General features: G+C 43.8%; 17 protein-coding genes and 1 other RNA gene. 9 read left to right on the plus strand and 9 right to left on the minus strand.

Translation table 11 applies throughout. From position 1 onward, the window contains the following. Positions 1–229: 229 nt before the first annotated feature. Together C7R91_RS20070 and C7R91_RS20075 are read right to left on the minus strand one after the other, a co-directional pair. Positions 230–1,267, minus strand: coding sequence for a FecCD family ABC transporter permease (locus C7R91_RS20070; protein WP_047069680.1), 1,038 nt, complete (start codon positions 1,265–1,267; stop codon positions 230–232). Beyond that, positions 1,267–2,274, minus strand: coding sequence for a FecCD family ABC transporter permease (locus tag C7R91_RS20075; protein WP_047069679.1), 1,008 nt, complete (start codon positions 2,272–2,274; stop codon positions 1,267–1,269). Before C7R91_RS20075 ends, C7R91_RS20070 begins: the two co-directional genes overlap by 1 nt. Positions 2,275–2,457: 183 nt before the next feature. Between C7R91_RS20075 and C7R91_RS20080 the strand changes: the two genes are divergently transcribed. After that, entirely contained in the window at positions 2,458–3,468 is a 1,011-nt protein-coding gene (locus C7R91_RS20080) for an ABC transporter substrate-binding protein (RefSeq protein ID WP_047069678.1), read from the plus strand. 42 nt (positions 3,469–3,510) lie between these two features. Here C7R91_RS20080 and C7R91_RS20085 read toward each other — a convergent pair whose 3' ends face one another. The 5 genes from C7R91_RS20085 to C7R91_RS20105 form a co-directional block, all read right to left on the minus strand. Beyond that, positions 3,511–4,746 (minus strand): YjgB family protein, encoded by a 1,236-nt coding sequence (locus tag C7R91_RS20085; RefSeq protein WP_047069677.1) that lies wholly within the window; start codon positions 4,744–4,746, stop codon positions 3,511–3,513. Beyond that, positions 4,736–5,260: an RNA polymerase sigma factor gene (locus tag C7R91_RS20090; protein WP_047069676.1), complete on the minus strand. Its 525-nt coding sequence runs from the start codon at positions 5,258–5,260 to the stop codon at positions 4,736–4,738. The genes C7R91_RS20085 and C7R91_RS20090 overlap by 11 nt, the downstream gene beginning before the upstream one ends. Positions 5,261–5,367: 107 nt before the next feature. After that, entirely contained in the window at positions 5,368–6,132 is a 765-nt protein-coding gene (locus C7R91_RS20095) for an ABC transporter permease (RefSeq protein WP_047069675.1), read from the minus strand. Beyond that, entirely contained in the window at positions 6,129–6,881 is a 753-nt protein-coding gene (locus C7R91_RS20100; RefSeq protein ID WP_047069674.1) for an ABC transporter ATP-binding protein, read from the minus strand. The genes C7R91_RS20095 and C7R91_RS20100 overlap by 4 nt, the downstream gene beginning before the upstream one ends. Before the next feature lie 82 nt (positions 6,882–6,963). Continuing rightward, a complete protein-coding gene (locus tag C7R91_RS20105; protein ID WP_047069673.1) occupies positions 6,964–7,359 on the minus strand; it encodes a YqzM family protein in 396 nt (131 codons plus the stop codon). Between the two features lie 281 nt (positions 7,360–7,640). Between C7R91_RS20105 and secG the strand changes: the two genes are divergently transcribed. The 7 genes from secG (at position 7,641) to C7R91_RS20145 (ending at position 16,277) form a co-directional block, all read left to right on the plus strand. Continuing rightward, positions 7,641–7,883, plus strand: a complete 243-nt coding sequence (secG, locus tag C7R91_RS20110; protein ID WP_047069672.1) for a preprotein translocase subunit SecG — start codon at positions 7,641–7,643, stop codon at positions 7,881–7,883. Positions 7,884–8,025: 142 nt separating this feature from the next. Next, a complete protein-coding gene (rnr, locus tag C7R91_RS20115) occupies positions 8,026–10,536 on the plus strand; it encodes a ribonuclease R (RefSeq protein ID WP_047069671.1) in 2,511 nt (836 codons plus the stop codon). A gap of 148 nt (positions 10,537–10,684) precedes the next feature. Continuing rightward, the gene (gene smpB, locus C7R91_RS20120) at positions 10,685–11,158 is read left to right on the plus strand and encodes an SsrA-binding protein SmpB (protein ID WP_047069670.1); all 474 of its coding nucleotides are present in this window, start codon (positions 10,685–10,687) and stop codon (positions 11,156–11,158) included. 153 nt (positions 11,159–11,311) lie between these two features. Continuing rightward, positions 11,312–11,667: a transfer-messenger RNA gene (gene ssrA / locus C7R91_RS20125) on the plus strand. Between the two features lie 250 nt (positions 11,668–11,917). Further along, on the plus strand, positions 11,918–12,673 hold the full coding sequence (locus tag C7R91_RS20130) for a hypothetical protein (RefSeq protein WP_047069669.1): 756 nt from the start codon (positions 11,918–11,920) through the stop codon (positions 12,671–12,673). Positions 12,674–13,971: 1,298 nt separating this feature from the next. Continuing rightward, positions 13,972–15,150: a hypothetical protein gene (locus C7R91_RS20140; protein ID WP_047069668.1), complete on the plus strand. Its 1,179-nt coding sequence runs from the start codon at positions 13,972–13,974 to the stop codon at positions 15,148–15,150. A 482-nt stretch (positions 15,151–15,632) separates the two neighbouring features. Beyond that, positions 15,633–16,277, plus strand: a complete 645-nt coding sequence (locus tag C7R91_RS20145) for a hypothetical protein (protein ID WP_047069667.1) — start codon at positions 15,633–15,635, stop codon at positions 16,275–16,277. A 140-nt stretch (positions 16,278–16,417) separates the two neighbouring features. On the opposite strand, the gene C7R91_RS20150 is transcribed toward C7R91_RS20145, so the two are convergent. Continuing rightward, positions 16,418–17,035, minus strand: coding sequence for a DUF2306 domain-containing protein (locus C7R91_RS20150; RefSeq protein WP_047069666.1), 618 nt, complete (start codon positions 17,033–17,035; stop codon positions 16,418–16,420). Between the two features lie 432 nt (positions 17,036–17,467). Then, positions 17,468–18,937 carry a hypothetical protein gene (locus C7R91_RS20160; RefSeq protein ID WP_047069665.1) on the minus strand — a complete coding sequence of 490 codons (1,470 nt, stop codon included), beginning with the start codon at positions 18,935–18,937 and terminating at the stop codon, positions 17,468–17,470. A gap of 747 nt (positions 18,938–19,684) precedes the next feature. On the opposite strand from C7R91_RS20160, the gene brnQ reads away from it, so the two are divergent. After that, positions 19,685–21,031 carry a branched-chain amino acid transport system II carrier protein gene (brnQ, locus tag C7R91_RS20165; protein ID WP_047069664.1) on the plus strand — a complete coding sequence of 449 codons (1,347 nt, stop codon included), beginning with the start codon at positions 19,685–19,687 and terminating at the stop codon, positions 21,029–21,031. The last annotated feature ends 176 nt before the right edge of the window (positions 21,032–21,207 follow it).

Genomic DNA, 21,207 nt, shown 5'->3' on the forward strand with positions numbered 1-21,207 from the left:
AGAGGAAACAGGAGAAATAAGCGAAGATCTTTGGTACACCGACCGAGACGGAATGCAAAAAGCGAAACATGCTCTTAAGCGTCCACCTCTGAAAAACATCCTGAAAGAACTACTTTGGACGCGGTTGCGCTTTTTGCATGGAGTCGGGCAGTGAATCCCTCAGCGGGTGGGACAAGAAGCTGAGCGTTTCTCCTGTTTCCTCCCCACCACCACAGCGGGACAAATTTTGCTAGCGATTTCGGTTTTTATACAGCAAGTAGATGAAAAACGGAGCGCCAATGGCAGAGGTAAATACCCCTACAGGCACCTCGATTGGTGAGAATGCCATGCGTCCAATCAAATCGGCAAGTAATACGATAATGGCACCCAAGAAAGCCGAGAGTGTCATGGCACCCCCAAAGGACGGACCAATCAGTTGCTTGGCAATGTGTGGAGCCAGCAAAGCCACAAAGCTGATATCTCCTCCAACAGAGACGGCTGTTCCCGTCAATGCCGCGCAAATCATCAGCAGGAGGAAGCGATCCAATTGCAAGGAACTGCCGAGACTCGTCGCGAGATCATCGCCGAGCTGTTGAATGTTCACACGTCTAGCAAGGAAGCCGGCTACGAGAATCAGTCCGACGACCCACGGCAAAATCATGAATACGTCGTTCCAATCAACGCCGTAGATGCTGCCAGCCAGCCATAGCAATGCCTTATTTTGCAGTAAAAACGGACTGAACATGATCAGCATGGTGACGATGGCACCCGCCGCGATTTTGATTCCAACACCGATCATGACGAGACGAAGCGGCGTGACGCCTTTTTTCCAAGAGAGGGCGTACAGCAGGAATGTCGTCAACGTTGCCCCCAAAAAAGCGCTGGGAGGAAGCCACTTGATGCTCGCTGTTTCAAATAGGATCAAGAAGCCAACTGCAAAAACAGATGCTCCACCCGATACCCCAAGAATATCCGGGGAAGCCAGCGGATTGCGGACAAGACCCTGCATGATGGCACCAGCTACCGCAAGTGCAGCACCTACCAGAATGGCAATGACGATGCGCGGCAGTCGAAATTGCTCTACAATCAAAGCATTCTCTTCTGAACCGATTCCCAACAAAACTTTTACCACATCGAGCGAGGCGATTTTCATTTCACCCATTCCGAGACTGACAACCGCTACTGCGATGACGATCAGCAAGGAGAGGAGCGAAAACAAGATCGTCTTTTTATGTAGCTGAAACGATGAAAAGCGCTTGCCGATGCGAAGAGACAGGTAGTCTTTCATTATTTATCCAGCCCCTTGCGTGCGACATAGATGAAGAACGGAATCCCGATAAGGGCTGTCATTACTCCAATAGGAACTTCAGCAGGCATTGCAATATAGCGAGCGCCGATGTCTGCTAACAGCAGTAGGATGGAACCAAGCAGACCGCTGTACAAAAGTACCCAGCGTGTATCGATTCCGACGAGATAGCGGGCCAGATGCGGAGTGACCAAACCGACAAAACCAATAGGGCCAGCAACAGCAACTGCGCAACCGGATAAGAGAACAATGACGATTCCGACACTGAATTTGATCAATAATGTGCGTTGTCCGAGACCTTTTGCTACGTCATCACCCATCAACAACGTTTGAATCGGACGTGCGAGGACAAAAGCAGCGATCCAGGCGATGATCATATAAGGAAAGACAGTGGCTAAGTATTCCAGCTTTCTGCCTCCGACTGATCCTGCCAGCCAGAAAAGCACCTCGTCTGTAGCCTTTTCATTTAGGACCATCATGCCGTGTCGGATCGAAGAAGCTAAAGCAGTGATAGCTGCCCCTGCTAGGACGAGCTTCACAGGTGAAAGTCCATCTCTGCCGAATGAACCGAGCAAGTAGACGATCAAACCTGCAACAGCGGCTCCTAAAAAGGAAATCCACGTAAATTGGGTTAAGGAGCTGATCCCGACAAAAGTAACGGCGAACACAACAAATAGAGAAGCACCTGCATTAAGACCGAACAGTTCAACGTCTGCAACAGGGTTTCTCGTCAAGGATTGGAGCAGAGTTCCGGCCAAGCCGAGGCAGAAACCGACCGTAAGCGCATTGAGCACACGCGGTACTCGCACTTCTTTAATGACGATGTGTTCATTGGAGCCGTTAAAATTCGTATAGGCATCAATCGCAGTTTGCCAACTCGTGTCAATGATACCAAAGATGAGGCTGGCATAACTCAGGTAAGTCAGGAGGAGAAGGGCGAATACCAGTCCCAGAATTTTACGAAAGTTGCTAGCTAAAAAAGTATTCATGATGACTACATCCTTATTTCTTAGATGGTTTCATAGTTAAGTGTAGAGCTACATAAAGGAAGTGTCAATGATGTTGATAGTCATTATCATTTTATGATTGACTTTTGACAAGCAGGGGAGTAGGATAGACTCTGTCATTGATATGAATTCTCATTATAGAAAAGGGAAAGGGGTCCTTTCATCATGTTTTCTCGTACATATCGGACCGCAGGCGGTAAAGCTTTCTTTGCTGTCTTAATGGCGCTCTTGCTGGTTGTTACCGGTTGTGGTGCTCCGCAAGCAAGCGAACAAAAGCCGGCAGAACAAAAGCCTGCTGATCAAGCAACAGGCAATTCCGAGGGTTCCGGCCAAAGCTACACAGTGAAACACGCGATGGGCGAAACAACCATCAAAGGTAAACCAGAACGCATCGTCATGTTGACTAACCAAGGTACTGAAACTCTGATGGCTCTCGGTGTGAAGCCAGTAGGGGCTGTAGGTGCAGCTAATGATCCAACACAATTCTACGATTTCACCAAGTCTTTCCTTGAAGGTACAAAATCCGTTGGTACAGAAGGACAACCTAACCTGGAAGCAATCGCGGCACTGAAGCCTGACCTGATTCTGGGTATGAAGTTCCGTCATGAAAAAATTTATCAACAATTGACTGCAATTGCTCCAACCGTATTCGTGGAAGAGCCACGCGGCGACTGGAAAGAAAACTTCTCCTTGTTCGCAGAAGCAGTAAACAAAAAGGCTGAGGGTGAAAAAGTCCTCGCTGATTGGAACAAGCGCGTAGAAGACTTTAAAGCAAAAGCTGGCGACAAACTGAGCACAAAGGTATCTGTTGTTCGCTTTATGCCAGGTAAAGTACGCATCTACTACAAAAACACCTTCACTGGCGCGATCTTCAAAGACCTTGGTCTGGCTCGTCCAGCTTCCCAAGACAAAGACGATTTCGCAGCAGAAGTAACCAAAGAGCGCATTCCAGAAATGGACGGCGACATCATGTTCTACTTCACGTACGAAACAGGCAAAGGCGAGGCTTCCAAGCTGGAGCAAGAGTGGACAAACGATCCACTTTGGAAAAACCTGAACGTCGTGAAAGCAGGCAAAGCATTCAAAGTAGATGACACCATCTGGAATACTTCCGGTGGCGTAATTGCAGCGAATAAAGTACTGGATGAGCTGGAAGGCTACATCATCGGTAAATAATGAGAAAAGACGGGACTGATGCTCCCGTCTTTTTTTGTGTGGTTATCCCGCCATATTGTTGAATGTTCCTCGCGGGTAGTAAATGTTTACGTGATCGATGTAGAGGCTGTTCGGATCATCGGTCATGATGCCGGAGAAAATGAATTTTAATTCATAATCAGGGGTTACCTTGTAGGTGTAGATAGTTTGCCCGCCCGTTGTGGTTTTGCTGGCTGGCTCCCCAAGTGTTTCACGCACCTCGGCAAGTGTGATTGCTTGCAGGCGAGGGTCATAGGAACGAATATCAACGATCTGCATTCCTTTGTTAAAGGCGAAGACTAGATTGAGATCTCGGTACGTATTGTACGTGATGCCATTGACGAAGGAGACGACATCCGGTTTGCCCAGCTGTTTTTCTGCGTCATCAAATACATCCTTTTCTAAACGATACTGACTGCCGAAGGCCTGGCCATTTTTGGAAAGGTCTCGCACGCTCTGCAAAATCTCGGCATTGTTCGCGTACAACATTAGATTTTTGTTTCCTTGCGGGTAATACAATTGGCATTCAACCAACGCCAAGTCATCTTGCTTTTGTGTTCCTTTAAAAATCAATTTCACCTGATAGTTGCTTGTTACATCGTACGTGTAAATAACCAGATTGCCAAACTCGCTGATCCGTGCTGGCCTTCCCCAGCTCTTTTCAACAGCAGACATACTGACTTGCATCAAGCGGGGATCTCTCTTGCGAATGTCTACGAGCTGCATCCCTTTGTTGTAACCGAACACGACCTTATGTTTCGGATAGGCGGAGTAGGTCAGACCATTTGCTTCGTAGGTTTTTTCAGGCTTGCCCCACTCCTTTTCTACTTCCTCCAGCATTGTTTTCTCCAGTAAGAAGGGGAGAGAAAGTACTTTGCCTTTTTCAGCATCTGAGCGAATTTGCGCCAACAGCCCATCTGACTGCGGAATAGGCTGTGTCGTTACGCTGTTGTTTGGAACCGGTCCCGGAGAAGCGGTAGGAGAGCCAGGAGCAATAGGCGCAACAGTGTCTGGCAATGTACTCTGTTGTTGGTTCGTAAGGAGTGAGGCTCCCAGCCAGACGGTCGCAGCGAGTACGGAGCAGAGGGCCAACCCCTTGCCAATCATCGCGAAACCACGATAAGAAGCAGTCCCCCCAGATTTGCTCACATTTGTTTGGCGAATAGCAGAAACGATCTCGTGCTTTTTTTCTCCGCTCATTTTCATATCCGGCATCCCTTTCAATTTCTCTAGTAAATCATGGTCTGAATTAGATCGCATCGCCAATCATCTCCTTTTTCTCACGCTCAAGTATTTCTCTGACGGCTTTCATGGCACGGTGCAATGTTACGTTTACTTTGTTTTCGGACCACCCCAGTATTTCAGCGGTCTCCTTGGAGGACAGTCCCTTGACTCCACGCAAAATGAGCACCTCGCGAAAAGCGGGCTTTACGTCACGGATTGCATGGTAAAGTGTTTGCTGCTCCTCATGTACGTGTACAATTTCTTCAGGTGTTTTTTCTTCAGTCTCTACATTCGCCAGCCATTTATCTGGCAGCCAATTACGAAAACGTTGCTTTCGTTTATGATCGATGGCGGTATTCCTCGCGATCGTCAACAGCCATGTTTTCGGTTGAGATCTGCCTTCGAATGCATCCAGAGACCGAAGCGCTTTTAAAAAGACATCCTGAACGAGGTCTTCTACATCGCGGGTTCCTGTATAGTAAATAAGAAATTTGTAAATATCATCGCCATAGCGTAGGAACCATTGCTCCATTAAACCGTTTTTGTCCATAGCTGAACCACCTTTTGTACGTTCTACTTGTAATTTGACGACTCATGGTGCATTTCATTACAAAAACAAAAAAACTGCCGGAAACAAAGGTCCGACAGTGTGTGTATTTAAGAGTGGAGCATGGAATCCCGCGTAAACCATAGCTGATAGCTGAGCATGCTGATCAGAACCGCCGAAATGGCAGCAGAGGAGCTGAAGCTGAGCATAATGAGGATTTGGTAGCGCACGGCCTCGATGGGACTGGCACCCGCGACGATCATTCCGGTCATCATCCCTGGCAATTGGACGAGTCCGATTGTTTTCATCGTGTCAAAGGTAGGAATCATGCTTGCTTTGACGGCCCGCTTCAATACCACATGCACGGCTTGGCGTGTAGTCGCTCCGAGACAAAGCAGTGTCTCGATTTCCCCACGGGAGGCTTCTACTTCTCTGTTCATATGCGTGAGAAAAAGGCTCGTGACAATCATAGAGCTGCCAATAATCATGCCGCTCATCGGGATGAGGTACTGCGGCGTAGGAGAGACAAGCCCGAGTACAACCAACAGTCCCATAGTGATGATCTCTGTTATCGCAAGTGAAAGGGAGATCCGCCAAAAGATCCCTGATAAATGCTTCGCTCTGCTGGCAGCGTTCCACGAAGCGACCAAGATCATCATGAGAATGATCAATAAAATAAACCAGACACTGTCGGCAGCAAAGACAAAATTTAGGACGTAGCCGATCGCGAGCAATTGAACGGTAGAGCGGATAGTGCCTATCAAAATATCTTTTTCCAAACCGAGCTTCTGCCAAACGGAGAGCAGAAGGGCAATGAAAACAAAGGCATAAGCAAAGAATAGCCACATGTATGAACCCGTAAACGTATGCGTCATCGCTGCACCTCACTCAGGGCAGCATGGACATTTCCATCTTGCAAAAATTCACGAGCTTCCACGGATTGGGGTGAGTGGAAAAACGCTTCACATTCAGTGTCTTCTGCGAGCTGGTGGTTGGCCATAAACCAAATGCGCTTGCAAGCGACCCGTGCTTCTTCTAAATCATGTGTGACCCAAATTAAGGTCGTGCCCGTTTGATGGTGCAAATCGACGAGGAGCCGCTCAGCAGCCTGCTTGCTTTTCGTATCGAGTGAAGCGGTGACCTCATCCAGCAGCAGGACAGGTGGCTGAAGTAACAGGCTGCGAACGAGAGCGAGCCGTTGCTTTTCGCCGCCGGAGAGTTGAGCGGCAGGTTTTGACCAATCGATCTCTTCCATATATAACTGCTCCATCAAGTCAGAGGCGAGCTTCTTATCAAAAGGACGCTGATGCAGGGTACTAACTGTCTGCAGGTTGTCTTCCACACTGCCTGGCAGCATAACAGCCTGCTGTGCCACATAACTGATTTTCATTCGCCAAGCTCTCGCGTCCCACAGTGACATTTCCTTTTTCTCCAAGAAAACTGTACCGGCATCAGGCGGCAGAAGACGACCCAAAATACGAAGCAAGGTGCTTTTTCCCTGGCCTGATTTTCCCAGAATTCCAATAATCGTAGGCTCCATAATGCTAGTGTTTACGTCACGGAACAACCATGTACTCGTAGAGGAGTCGATTTGTTTCCCCAAAGCTTCAATCTTGATGGTCATATGTAAAAGCCTCCCCGTTAACGCGGAAAACACCGAAGAGGACAAGTCTTCGGTGTTTCTTTCCTACAGGCTATCTATGTACTTATTTCTTCTCCGACAGCCACTGTGAAACCGCTTGAATTTCTGGTTGTTTCTTCAGCATTCCAGGGGGCATGCCGCCTTTACCTTCTTTGATGATTTTAGCAATGTCGTCAGCGCTAAGCGTTGCTCCAATTTTTGTCAGGTTTGGACCTGCAATGCCTTCGAGATTTTGACCATGACAGGAAGCGCAATTTTGTTTGAATACAGCAGCAGCGTCAATTTGTGCAGTTGGTGCGCCGCCACCATTTGCTTCTTCGCCATGTTTTGGTGGGAAAATAATTGATCCTACAAGTGCAATGAGAAAAACAAGAAACAAGATACCAAACGAAGTAAAAAAGGCCTTCGCGGAATCAATTACATCGTTTTGATTCATGTCTTTTTTGTTGGACCCAGCCATCTGACAAAGACCTCCCAAAGCAAATTATAAAGTTTCATTGTAATTTTACGGCAAAAGTTTGACAATATCAAGGCGACTACCAAACAAGACAAAGAAAGTACACAATTTGCCATTTTTTCGTAAAAACACGGTGTCCTTATTCTACCTTATAAGGGTCAATATTATTTGAGAGAATTTCTCTTATAATGGAAGGGTTAGCGGGTTGCTGTTACCAGACAAGTGTGATAAAGTTGTTGTATTGGTTTTTTCCGCCTTGGAAATACGTTTTGAGGTGAATGAAGATGGCATTGGCTGCGAAAATTTTACTTGTGATCGCAAGTATTGGCTTAATTATCGTCGTGTTGCTGCAATCGGGAAAAAGTGCCGGCCTTTCCGGAGCGATTGGTGGCGGCGCAGAGCAACTGATGGGCAAACAAAAAGCCCGCGGGATTGACGCACTTTTAGGGAAACTGACCGTTGTATTTGCGGTTGGCTTCATGATTTTTGCGATTTTGCTCGGGTATTTCTTGAAAACAGGAGCGTAATAGACGAACGGCCGAAAGACAGCGAGTGCAACTTGCTGTCTTTTTCTCTATTCCGATTGCGATATGCGGGAACGGTGAATACTACATAATAGGATGGTCATGGAGAAACGCGGGAATGCCACGCGAAAAAGGAGGTTTGTGAATGGAAGACCAAGAAAAAATACTCGCGTTTATGCGAGAGCAAGCATACCACCCGATGACGGTGCGGGAACTGGAAGAAGCGTTTGGGATCAAGGATTCTGCCACGTTCAAGGAGCTTGTGAAAACGCTGAATGCACTGGAAGCGAGCGGAGAGGTGATCCGCACCAGAGCGAATCGGTATGGTGTGCCTGAAAAAATGAATCTGGTACGTGGACGTCTGCAAAGTCATCCGAAGGGCTTCGGATTTGTGATCCCGGAAACACAGGGCGCGGAGGACGTATACGTTCATGCGAATGATATGAACGGTGCGTTGCATGGGGATACCGTATTGGTCCGCGTCGAAAAGGAAGCGGGCGGCAATCGTCTGGAAGGGCAAATTATTCGGATCGTCGAGCGGGGAATGAAGCAGGTCGTAGGGACGTTCAAGGACGAGACGTATTACGCGTTTGTCATTCCCGACGAAAAGCGGCTCGGCAAGGATATTTTTATTCCAAAAGAAGCCTATAACGGTGCTGTGGATGGTCACAAGGTAGTCGTGAACATCGTTCGCTACCCAGAGGGGCGAGTGAATCCTGAGGGTGAGGTCGTCGAGATTCTCGGCCATAAGAACGATCCGGGCGTCGATATCCTGTCGATCATCCGCAAGTTCAACTTGCCAGAAGCTTTTCCAGAAGACGTGTTAGCAGAGGCTGAGGCAGCACCAGATGAGATTTCCGAGGAGGAGATCAGCGGTCGTCGTGACTTGCGTGACCGGATGATGGTTACGATCGACGGTGCAGATGCCAAAGACTTGGACGATGCCGTTTCCCTGGAGAGGCTGCCAAATGGAAACCTAAGACTCGGCGTGCATATCGCTGACGTCAGCTACTATGTTCGTGAAAAGTCTCAGCTGGACAATGAGGCGTATCGTCGCGGTACCAGTGTCTACTTAGTTGACCGCGTTATCCCGATGCTGCCACATCGCTTGTCCAACGGCATATGCAGTCTCAATCCGCAGGTAGATCGATTGACGATTTCCTGCGATATGGAGATGGATGCGAACGGAAACACCGTTAAGTACGATATCTTTTTGAGCGTGATTCGTACAGATGAGCGCATGACGTATGCAGATGTACGCAGTATTTTGGAAGACAAGGACGAAGCCTTGACCCAAAAGTACAGCAGACTCGTCCCGATGTTCGAGGATATGAAAGAGCTGGCCTTGAAGCTGCGTAAAAAACGGATGCAGCGCGGCGCTATTGACTTCGACTTCCGTGAAGCGAAAATTTACGTCGATGAAGAGGGGACTCCTACGGAAATCGGCTTCCGTACCAGATCGATTGCAGAGCAGATCATCGAGGAGTTCATGTTGGCTGCCAATGAAACGGTGGCGGAGCATTTCCACTGGATGAAGCAACCGTTCATGTACCGGATTCACGAAGACCCGAACGCTGAAAAGCTCATGGCCTTCATGGAGTTCATCACGAATTTTGGCTACTCAATTCGCGGGAAGGGCAATTCTGTCCATCCACGTGCGTTGCAGCAGTTGCTGGAAGAGGTAAAAGGAACGCCGGAAGAAATTATTATCAGCACCGTCATGCTGCGTTCGATGAAGCAAGCGCGCTACGACGCGGAAAGTCTGGGGCATTACGGCTTGTCTACCGAGTTTTATACCCATTTTACTTCACCGATTCGCCGTTATCCCGACTTAATCGTCCATCGCCGCATTCGCGAATGGATCGAGCTAGGGAATCAAATATCAGAAAAACGTCTGGAGTACTGGGCAGAGCAAATGCCAGTAATCGCGGAGCATGCGTCACAGCGTGAGCGGTTGGCTGTCGATGCCGAGCGTGAAACAGACGATCTGAAAAAAGCAGAGTTCATGCTTGAGCGAGTGGGAGAAGAATTCGAAGGCGTCATCTCCAGCGTCACTTCGTTTGGGATTTTCGTCGAGCTGCCTAATACCATTGAAGGCTTGGTGCACGTCAGCTTTTTAACCGACGACTACTATCATTACCATGAGAAAATGTTTGCGCTGGTCGGTGAGCGTACAGGCAAGCAGTATCGGATCGGGGACGTCGTCGAGGTACGTGTAGCGAATGTCAACGTGGATGAACGCACCATCGACTTCGAAATCGTCGGGATGCCAAAGGCTGGCTTCCGCGGCAGCCGTGAGCGTACGCCTCGCGTAATAGATGGTCGCGGTGGAGATCGTAAGCCGACACGTGGCAAACAAGATCGTTCACGCGCAGGCCGTGCAGATCGTCCTGGCAAACCAGATCGCCAAAAGGATAAAAAGCATCCGGCGGAAATCCGTCAGAAATACAAGGATCGCCGCAAAGCGGAGGGGAACAAACCTCCTCGCCGTGCTGGATCGGGCAAACCATCGAGTGGTGAAGAAGTGCTGCCAATTGGTGCAGGAGAAGGAGATACCTCAGCGAAACGTCAGAAGGGATTCTGGGAGGATCTCGTTAAGTCCAAGAAAAAGAACCGCAAAAATGTAGCCAGTCAGGCGAAACGGAAACGCCGTTAAACAGTTGTTTAAACCCCGAAAAGTACGCGGAACGATCCGTTTCCCTTTTCGGGGTTGGCTATTTACCGGGTAAATGACTTGCCACAATGATCAAAATTTGCTAGACTAACTGGTACGAAACGCAGTACGTACAAGTGAGGTGATCTCCATGTCAAAAGATAAGGCCGGAACCAAGACAATCGCCCAAAACCGAAAAGCGCGCCACGATTACCACATCGAGCAAGTATACGAGGCAGGCATTGAGCTGACCGGTACGGAGATCAAGTCCGTGCGTGCGGCGCGTGTCCAGCTCAAGGACAGCTTCGCTCGTGTGCAGAATGGCGAATTGCTTCTGTACAATGTGCACATCAGTCCGTACGAGCAGGGAAATCGCTTTAACCATGAGCCAGAGCGGACTCGCAAGCTGTTGATGCGCCGCTTGGAAATCCTCAAGCTCAATGGTTTGATTCGCGAAAGAGGGTACTCGCTGATCCCGCTCAGCATTTATTTGAAGGGCGGCTGGGCCAAGGTCGAGCTCGCACTTGTCAAAGGGAAAAAGAACTACGACAAGCGTGAAGACCTCAAGAAAAAAGAGTCTGCGCGAGATATCGAGCGTGCTCTGCGCGAACGCCAAAAAGGTTGATTGGATTGCACTGGCAGGCTTGGCAGCAATCAACGTTGAGTTTTAGTTGTCGCCTGTGCTATATTTAATAAGCACCAACAAGCCAATACACTGTTTAATATAGTCTAGGTGTGGATTTAATGGCTCTTCACCTAGACTTTTTCTCACCTACCTGGGGGCGTTCTGGATTCGACGGGGATGGTAGAGCATGAGAAGCGAGCCGGGGGGCTGCGGACCTCGTCAACAACGCGGAACGCCATTAACTGGCAACAAACAACTTTCTCTCGCTGCTTAATAACCAGTGAGGCGCTACCATTCCATCGCCCATGTGGCATGACTAGCGCTCAACTTTAGTGGGATACGCCGGAGGCTTCCGCCTGGAGCCGAAGGAAGAAGATCAATCAGGCTAGGTAACGGGTCAGCGCGTCACTCCGCGAATCCGGTACCGAAATTTAAATGAGTGACTGCGCTCGGAGATGCTCATGTATCGCTGTTTTCGGACGGGGGTTCGAATCCCCCCGCCTCCACCAAAATACATAAAGTGAAGCCACCTGATGAGGGTGGCTTTTTTACTTTGAAATTAAAACTGCGGTGTTGTGAATGGTCACGGATTAATATTCAATTGCGTAAACTTATTGTAATTAATGACATTTACCGTTGATATCGAAGGATTTTAGAATTTCTTGCGGAAATTTTAAAGTAATTTGGATTAGAATATAAAAATGATAGGTAATTTATAATTTTTACATATATTTAAAATGGATTAAAGGGGGAATTGGAATGGAGAAGACTATAAGGAATACACCAATTGACAATTTGATTAAATTCCTAAATTCGGTAAAATCCTTCAACGATAGAGGAGATGTGAGAAAAAATTTAATTGAGCAGGGGATTAGCGTAGGGGATTCATTTTGTATTGTTCTAAAAATAGAGAAAAAGGAACTTTTCAATACGTTAAGTGGATATTTACAGTTGATCACCTTAATCAAGAGCCAAGTTGAAATGAATTTTAAAAATAACGATAGATATCTTGCTCAACTAGAAGATGTAGAAAAAGCTCTTATCAGTGTAGGATTAGATAATGATATTACAGTGTTTAAAAAATATTTAACAGAAAAAGTAATAACTACACTCGAATTATGTGCTGACGGTCTCGCAGAAAAAGAGGATATAAATATTGTACCAAACGATGTCTTGGATAATATTGAAGATGATATTATTGACATGAAAAAGATTTTAGAACATTCAAAACTACCTAAGTCCGTTATTCTGGTGTTATTACAAAAGTTAGACGAGGTAGAAAATGCTATTAGACAGTACAAACGCTGGGGTATTAACGATTTTGATAGAGTTTATGACTCATTATTAGGTGGACTTTATAAGAATAGAAAGGAAATTAATCTAGAAGAAAACAAGAGCCTAATTGAAAAAATGAATTCTTTCATGCTGTCATTACTAACAACTACTAAAACAAGTAAAGAAATATTAGATACAACAAAACAATTAAGAGATACTGTAATTAGATTTTTGGAATAATATATACGAATCGAAGAGAATTAAGGTGAATTTTGATTGTACTAAATGGCATACGCTGGAGACTTCCACTTGGTGCCAAAGGAAAAAGCCAAAGCGGATTAGGTACTAGGTTAGCGGGTATTATGTCAATCAGATCCAAAATTAAATGAGTGACTGTTGCTCAAATATGGTCATATATCTCTGTGTTACCCCTGTGGGGCTCTTCGGTAGGACGAGGGTGCGAATCCCTGCCTTTACAAAATACATAACATTATACACCACTCGGTAAGAGTGGTATTTTTGCTTGTAAATCATCATGAGTTTTTAGGATTATGGAAAAATAATAATGGTATCCTAGCTTAACTAAATAACCCTTTTTATCCCATTAGTGGTTTTTGTTATAATGTAAATAAAGTATTTACTGGGAGAAGGAGACAAACTTATATGGGAGATACATATAGCAAGTTGGCGCAAAAAAGTGCTTACCAGAAGGAAAAAAGTGATTGTCCTGAAAAGAAACTCACATCAACAGCTTAGAAGTGCTTTATTAAATGCGAAAGCATCTTTAGAGATTGAGAGGCCTTTTTTACTCCCGAGGAATATCGTTTATTGTTATAACGTACGGATGGCAAAATGCATTTGAACGGATAGTAACTGTCAAGCGGTTAAATGTTTTGTATCTGAGAACCTTAAAAGGGAAGTTTGGTAAAAAGTACTTATGTGATATCCATGTGTTAATACTTGGATATATTTACCACTCCGCTATAAAGATGTGGGACGAAGATATCTCCAAAGAGAATTTTCACTTTACTACAGCAAGATTTTACATGGGTAAACCCGATGAGTTGTTAAATAAATTGAAGCAAAAGCGTTTTCTGAAAGAATTATCTTTTGATCATTTTGTCGACAGGCTAACTTACTATCTCATGGAGCTAAACGTCCTTCCATTTCGGGAAAGGAACGGTCGAGTTCCAGAGTGAATTTATTCGGTGCTTGGCTTTACAAGCAGGATATCAGATCAAATGGACAAAAGTTGAAGGTCCAAGATCATTAAAGCAATTATTCTTTCAAATCTGTAAGAAAAGATATTGCGATGTAATTTTTGGAATAGATAACCAATATATTTGTTTGAACATTAAGTCTACAATATTTGACTAACAGAAATATATGTTTTGTTAGATAAGGGAGACTAAGTTATATAGGTCAAACTAATATTAAATAAGTTTGAAAATCAAAACTAAATATTTCCACATAAGGTAAATTCACATGATGAATATATCAGGTACTGATAATAAGATTAGTGTGGAGGTATAATTAATTTGAGAGAAACATTAATAAAAAATGTTAAGACTCTAGGAATATTCTCAGTAATACTTATTCACAATACATGCAGGACTCTTTTAGGAGACGAAGAAGATGAGAACTCGTTATTAGATACTGTAATGAAGGCAGGTGATGGAATACGGATAATATCTGTTTCAATTGGAATAAAGGTAGAATTACGAGATTTTTTAGTTGGGGAATATCAGTTTGATTATAAGAAACCAATTACAACCTTAATTAGTTGTTGCATTTTTAATGACCCGATATCTTCTAAAATTAAAGATATACATGGTTCGTTCATGGCTAATGTCTATACGATTACACAACATGCAGTACTTGCGAATATAGTTCTTCAATTTTTATTAAAAATAAGTGATTCACGAGAAGTTTCTGAGAAACGAAAAGATAAAATTAAATTAGAACGAGAAAATGCTGAGGAATTTATAAACCATTTTATTTTGTTGTTTATTGACCTAAAAGAGCAATTTAAAGTGAATTATCCAGACATGTACAATAACCTTGTGAATTTAGAAGAGTATGTAGAACAAGATAAGGTTTCTAAGTTGGACTATAAAAATATCTATGGAATACTGAATGGATTTATGGAAGGAGTTTATGTTGATCTATCTGAAATATATGAGAGAAAAAAGAGAGCCCAAGCCTTATTAGTAGAATTAAAGAGGTGTAAACCAGGAAAACAGGAATGGATGGATTACGAACGAATTGGGATTCAAATTTTAGAATTTTTATTTTTACCCCGTTTCAAAATTATTATAAAGCAATCAAGAACAGAGAATGGGGATACAAGAAGAGATGCGGTTATTTCTAATAACCAGTCAATGGGATTTTGGGGTATGATAAATTCAGAATTCGATAGTAAGCATATCATATGTGAATTTAAGAACTATGCTACTAATGTTAATGGTGATCAGTTGAATCAACTTAGAATGTATTTATTAAAGCCTACTATAGGAAGATTTGGATTATTATTTTTACGAAACAAACCTACTAAAAGGCTACTACAGGCAAGAAAAAGAATATATGAAGAGTCTAAAATACTTATACTAATTATTGATGATGAACTAGTAGAAAAAATGATAAATTATCGAGTATACACTGAGTATCCAGAGGAAATTTTAGAAGAATTAAAAAATGACTTTGAGTTATCATATTAGTATTGATTTGCCTAAGTACAATTGATTCCTATATATTGCTGAATTATTAAAAATTCGATCTATAAGGGAGTCTTACCAGGTTTCTTACTAGTGTGTCACAGATCGAAAATGGAAATTGTTTAAATGATGGCACTCGGATTTGTGCATATATCGCTGGTTTTGGACGGGGGCTTAATCCCCCGTCTCCACCAAATATATAAAGATGCCACCTTATGAGGGTAGTTTTTTTCGTTTATGGGGGAAGGCTCGCTATACATTGAGGTGTAGGAAGAGCGATATTACAAGCTTTTGCTATCTTACATCAGAAAATATAAGACGATGACTGTGGAGCGAGAAACTGGTTAACGACTTGAATATACAACAGACTCACTAAGTAGAAACCCCATAAATCACAGCGACGACCCTTTCCCCAATTTCTGGATGCATGTTCTTTCCCTTATGCTAAACTAAAAGAATACTCCCAAAACCAAAGGAGCACCACCATGTCTTCCACTCTACGTAACCTACTAACCATGATCCTCCTCGGAGCCGCAGGTGGCATAACGATCTTCTTCCTAGACATAGAACCTACGCCTATGGTATGGATCACCTTTTTCCTGATCGCTTTCGTCATTCTCATCGGCAAAGACCTGTACATTTTTAAATTCAGCAGCAACATGAATACAGTTGAACGCTACGTCAAAAATTCAAAACAACCTTACTATCGTTTCTTGTACGCCTATCTACACGACAACGAAGCGGAAGCCGAGAAGGAACTAGTAAAACTCACATCCGATAAACTTCGCGCCTATATCACCGTAGTGGTAGAACTCCATCGCGACAACTACGATCTGGTAGAAAATGCACTCGGCAAAATTGATTCATCAGAGCATCGACACTATTACTCCGCACATTTAGCACTCCTAAAAAACAACCAAGATGACTACAACCAACACCGCTCCGCGATCAAAAACCGTATCTACCAGTTGTTACTAGATGCTGAAGTGGCCTATCACCAAGGAAACATGGCAGAAGCAGAACAATACGGTCAACTAGCCATTGCTAAATCCAAGGGCGTACAAAAATATTTGCTGATCAAGACACTTGAAAAAAGCAAACGCAGTCAGCATAGGAACTCATACTTCTAGGTTACTTCCTCGTTCTTTTTTTGATTCGGGGAGGGAAAGCTGTGTCTCACGAATATAAAAAGGACTGTCCCGATTCAACGATCGAGACAGTCCTTCTTTGCGCTACCACTCCATCACTCATGTGGCTTGATTAAGCAAGCCTATTTCTTCAATATAGCCGACTCGACAATAACAAAATTAAGAATAAGCCCAGCCCAAATGTTTACATTCAATACCTCTCCAATAACGGTTTCCATACCATGCGGAAGAGAAAAATTGTGAAGAATAAGGTACAAAAGTAGTAATACTGGCACCAACAGACGCGCACTCACAGCAACCAATGTCATTCCAAGGATCATCCATTTTCGGTGTTCCTCATATTGCCTGTTGATGGCGGTACGATACCCTTTCCAGCAAATAAACAGCCAAGCCAAAGATAGGATAAGGAAGCTTGTTGCCTTCATGAAATCTTCTGCATAAAAGATAGTCCCTAAAGAGAGGAGTCCACTAATAAACACACTGTACACATAAACTCTCCCAAGAAAACGATGGATTCTTGGTTTCTTCAGGCGAATTCGGTCGACAAACTGGAAAAAGCCAGTGAGAAGAGCAATGAAAGCAGAAACGATATGAGCAACTAATAAAGGATATTGAAGAGAACCGGAAATAATCGTGATTCGACTGTTTGCAGGATCAAATGTTAAATAGGGAGCCATAAATGGAACGATAACCACTAGGGATACAAGAAATAACGCCCACCAAATTTTAGGAAGTTTCATGCTTTCTTCCCCCTAAATGATGAGCATGTTTTACGGTGGTAAGAGATCCCCAGAAGAGAAACAAGGCAATGACCGGGTGAAGCGCGGAGAGGATTCCTAAGTGAGAGGAATAAATAACGGTAAGGAACTGCGCAACGATCATGAGGTATAATCCGAGACAAATCCAACGAAGATGTACAGTCAGCTTTCCAAGGAAAGAGAATACCAAAGGAGGGGGAAGGGGAACCCTCTCATTCATCACAAGCATGCAACAACCGCTCCCATCTGAATCATTTGTCTTACCCCCATCCTAAACACAAGTTCAAAACAAACCATAAACGATTTCTAAAAAAAGGATAAAATTTGAATGTCATAGCGGCATATGTATGCGTGACATAAAAAAACAAAGACCAACATAGAAAATATCGCCGGTCTTTGACTCATAATCAGTTATTAATTGGGCTCTAACACAAAGTAATACGGTTTGGAGAGAAGATTGTGCAAATGATCACGTACTTCCACGTTAGGCAATCGGTTTAATGTTTCGCTAATTTCTCGTTTCATGTCGGCGTACTGGCTCTCATATTGCTCTTCCGGGTGTTTCTCCTCTTGAATGACTCTGGCTAAACGCTTTGCTATCTCAAATAGCTTTTGATTGGTCTCATCGTAACCAGATTCATTAGCGTTTGCCAAATATCCGCGCATTTCTGCCAAGCGCGACAGGGTATCACGCCAGTTCCATGCTTGTATATTCTTTTCTCTTGTTTGAGAGCATATCTCAACAAACGGATTTTTCGATAACAAATCCTCTAATGTACCCCATGCATCTGGTCGCAAAGATTCTTCGAGTTTTTGCAGACAGTACGCATCAGGGGAGAGTAACTCTACCACTTCGCGAAACGCTGGAATCGAGTTTCGTCGATAGCTTTTGATTCCCCACAAGCTATGTACCTGCAACGCCGTAGCAAATGACTTGCAGTGAGTATCGAGCTCTGCTAATCGTTCCTCATCTAGCTTATGACTAGCAAGAATCCTCGCCTTTACCCCATTATCGGGGATGTTTTCATTAGCTTCGCCTAATTGCATACTTCTTTTGATGTAAGTGCGAACCGTGTCTTTTGGTATGGAGTTATCCTCTTGAGCACCAAGAATTCCGAAGCGATAAGAGATAAATTCCTCGAAACCTTTGCTACTTCCAAATCCATCATCGATGGCATGCAAATCTGGTTGGACTTCCATCATTTCAGCGAGCACCTGCTCCTCAAGTCCGTAAATGCATGCCTCGATATGTGTCCAGTAGCTTCTGCATTCGTCTTCGCTCCCCAGCACACGTTGATAGACGTCATGGAAGAAGAGGATGTGAGCAATTTCGTGGAAGTAATTTTGAAAAGGAAACTTGATGTGAGTTCCCTCCAAATACGTTCCTGCATTTTGATAGATCCGTCCATGCTCTGGTCGGAATAACGTGGGTAGCGTCGAGTGCAAATCTAAGTATAGTCCAATCCCTTCATTGTAACTATGTGCCCAAACAGCTAAATAGGTTGGGCTTAACAACAAAGCGATGGAGTGATTGGTAATTTGAACAGGCAAGTTGAAATAGCCGCCGTTTATTTGAGGCTGTAAGCTTAGCCAGGTCATCCCAACTGCTAGAGCCTGATATAAAGAGAATTCACCTTCCGCAGATGCATCTCTACAATAACGTTGAAATTGACGAGTAGTGCTTACAATTCCATGGTTCTTAAAACCGTAATTACCCTCGAACCGCTCAAGTCCCTCAATGAAATCCTCTGTTGATACCGTTAAAAATACGTTAATTCCATCCACCCAAAGATCGGAACCGATTTCTGATTCTAGCCATGCGTCTGCGTCCTCGGCAAGCTCTCTCAACTGATGATATCTTTCCAACAAATGCGCTTGATTCATAATATGGCACCATCCTGTCATGTTTGCTTACTGCCTCGAAAGCGAGAACTTTATACAAAAAATTCAAGAGCACACGAGGTGCTCTTGAACAATCAATTACATTTTACACACAAGTGTCAAAATTGGATGGAGGAGCAATTTCATTTCTTGAACGTTTTGATTGTTAGAAAGTTGTGCTTTCACTACCTTTTTCATGGGCAATCCCGTCCTTCCTAACTTTTATCATTTTATGGAAATCATGCATGCTTTTTGACTCACTTACAAGCAAACATCAACAACTACGCGCCATTTCAACGATTTCATTTCTTGCACTTGTTTGTTCTTGTTTACTGCTACTTTTACGACTTTTTTCATGAGTTTACACCTCCTTTCCAAAAGAAGATGGAACTTTATGTGGATTCTCTCAACAATAGGTTGTATTGTAATTATAAGGAAAATTGTTAATTGATTTCAAGTTAAGAAAAATAAATATTTTCTGAAATGTTATATAAGTGATGCGAGATTCCCAGGGAAGGTACTTCCAGATGCGATAATAGGGTGCTTGTAGTAAACTGTATCAGGGATGTAAGTTTGGTTTCCGACAACTTGGAGTGTCTTTCTCTTCAGAGAGGTATATTGAACTATCGTGTGTTTGAAAAGAATGTTTATTTGGAGTATAGTATCAGAATGAATAAATGAGAGTTGGATAAGCAGCCGTCTGAATGAACAGTTATGATTGAGAGATAGAGAACAATTAGGAGGATTATTGTGTCACAGAAAGCACCAGTTTCTTTTGTAGTTACTATCGGTTTCATGTTATTTGCTTTGTTTTTTGGAGCGGGTAATTTAATTTTTCCGCCAATGCTTGGCCAATTAGCAGGAACAAATGTATGGATAGCCAATGCAGGTTTTTTGGTTACAGGGGTTGGGTTGCCATTGCTAGCGATCACAGCCTTTGTTTATTCGGGAAAAGACGACTTGCGCTCCTTAGCCAGTCGCGTGCATCCCGTATTCGGAATGGTATTCACGATTGTTCTGTATCTAGCAATTGGCCCGTTTTTTGCGATACCCAGATCCGGCAATGTATCGTTTGATATAGGGGTAAAGCCTTTCCTATCAGAACAGGCAGGTTCGGTACCGCTGATTCTATTTACCATCCTGTTTTTTGCAATTGCCTGCTTCTTATCGCTCAATCCTATGAAAATTATCCATGTAGTCGGAAAAATCTTAACTCCAATTAAATTAACATTTATCGGAATTATTGCGATAACGGCTATTATTTATCCAATTGGAGCCCTTCAAGCCCCGCAAGCAGATTACACATCCCATGTATTTTTCAAGGGTTTTCAAGAAGGGTATTTAACATTGGATGCGCTTGTAGCTTTTGTTTTTGGAATGATCATCGTGAATGCAATTAAAGAAAAAGGAGTTACTGCCAGAAAACAAGTTTTGGCTACATGCGCAAAAGCAACAATGATAGCCGGTTTACTCCTTGCGCTTTTCTATACCGCACTTTCCTTTATGGGTGCCTCTAGCGTAGAAAAGTTGGGCCACTTAGAAAATGGCGCTGAGGTTTTGGCGAAAGTCTCCAATTACTACTTTGGTTCTTATGGTGCCATATTATTGGGATTAATGATTACAGTGGCATGTTTGACTACTAGTGTAGGGCTGATTACAGCCTGCTCTTCCTTTTTTCATGCATTGGTTCCGAAGATCTCTTACAAAAAATTTGCGGTTATTTTGTCTGTTTTCAGTACACTCGTTGCCAATATTGGATTAACGCAACTTATTAAGGTCTCTGTTCCGATCTTAATGACCATGTACCCGATTGCAATCTCGTTACTCTTCTTGACGTTTCTGCACGAAGCATTCAACGGCAGACCAGAAGTGTATCAAGGAAGTTTACTTTTCACTTTTCTGATTAGTCTGTTTGATGGCTTGAAGGCTGCTGGAGTCGAAATTAGTTTTGTCCAGCACTATTTTGCTCAGTACCTTCCACTGTATGACGTAGGCTTGGGCTGGCTCCTGCCTTCTCTAATAGGTGGGGTATGCGGATACACGATCAGTGTATTCCGGAAGAGTATGTACCACGTTCAAAAACAAAAGGAGGCATGAAAATAACTTTCCATATAGACACATGCCACTTAGAAGATGCTTTACGAACCCGTCCCTTGACATGTAGGAGACGGGTTTTGTTTATAATCCAATCTGCATCAAGTAACGGTTGAAAAAAGGTGGCCTTTTATGGCCCCAAGCTAAGGTCGGCTGCTTAAACTTTCTTGTATACTTGA

It is taken from the genome of Brevibacillus formosus, from assembly GCF_003013405.1.
Taxonomy (GTDB): Bacteria; Bacillota; Bacilli; order Brevibacillales; family Brevibacillaceae; genus Brevibacillus; species Brevibacillus formosus.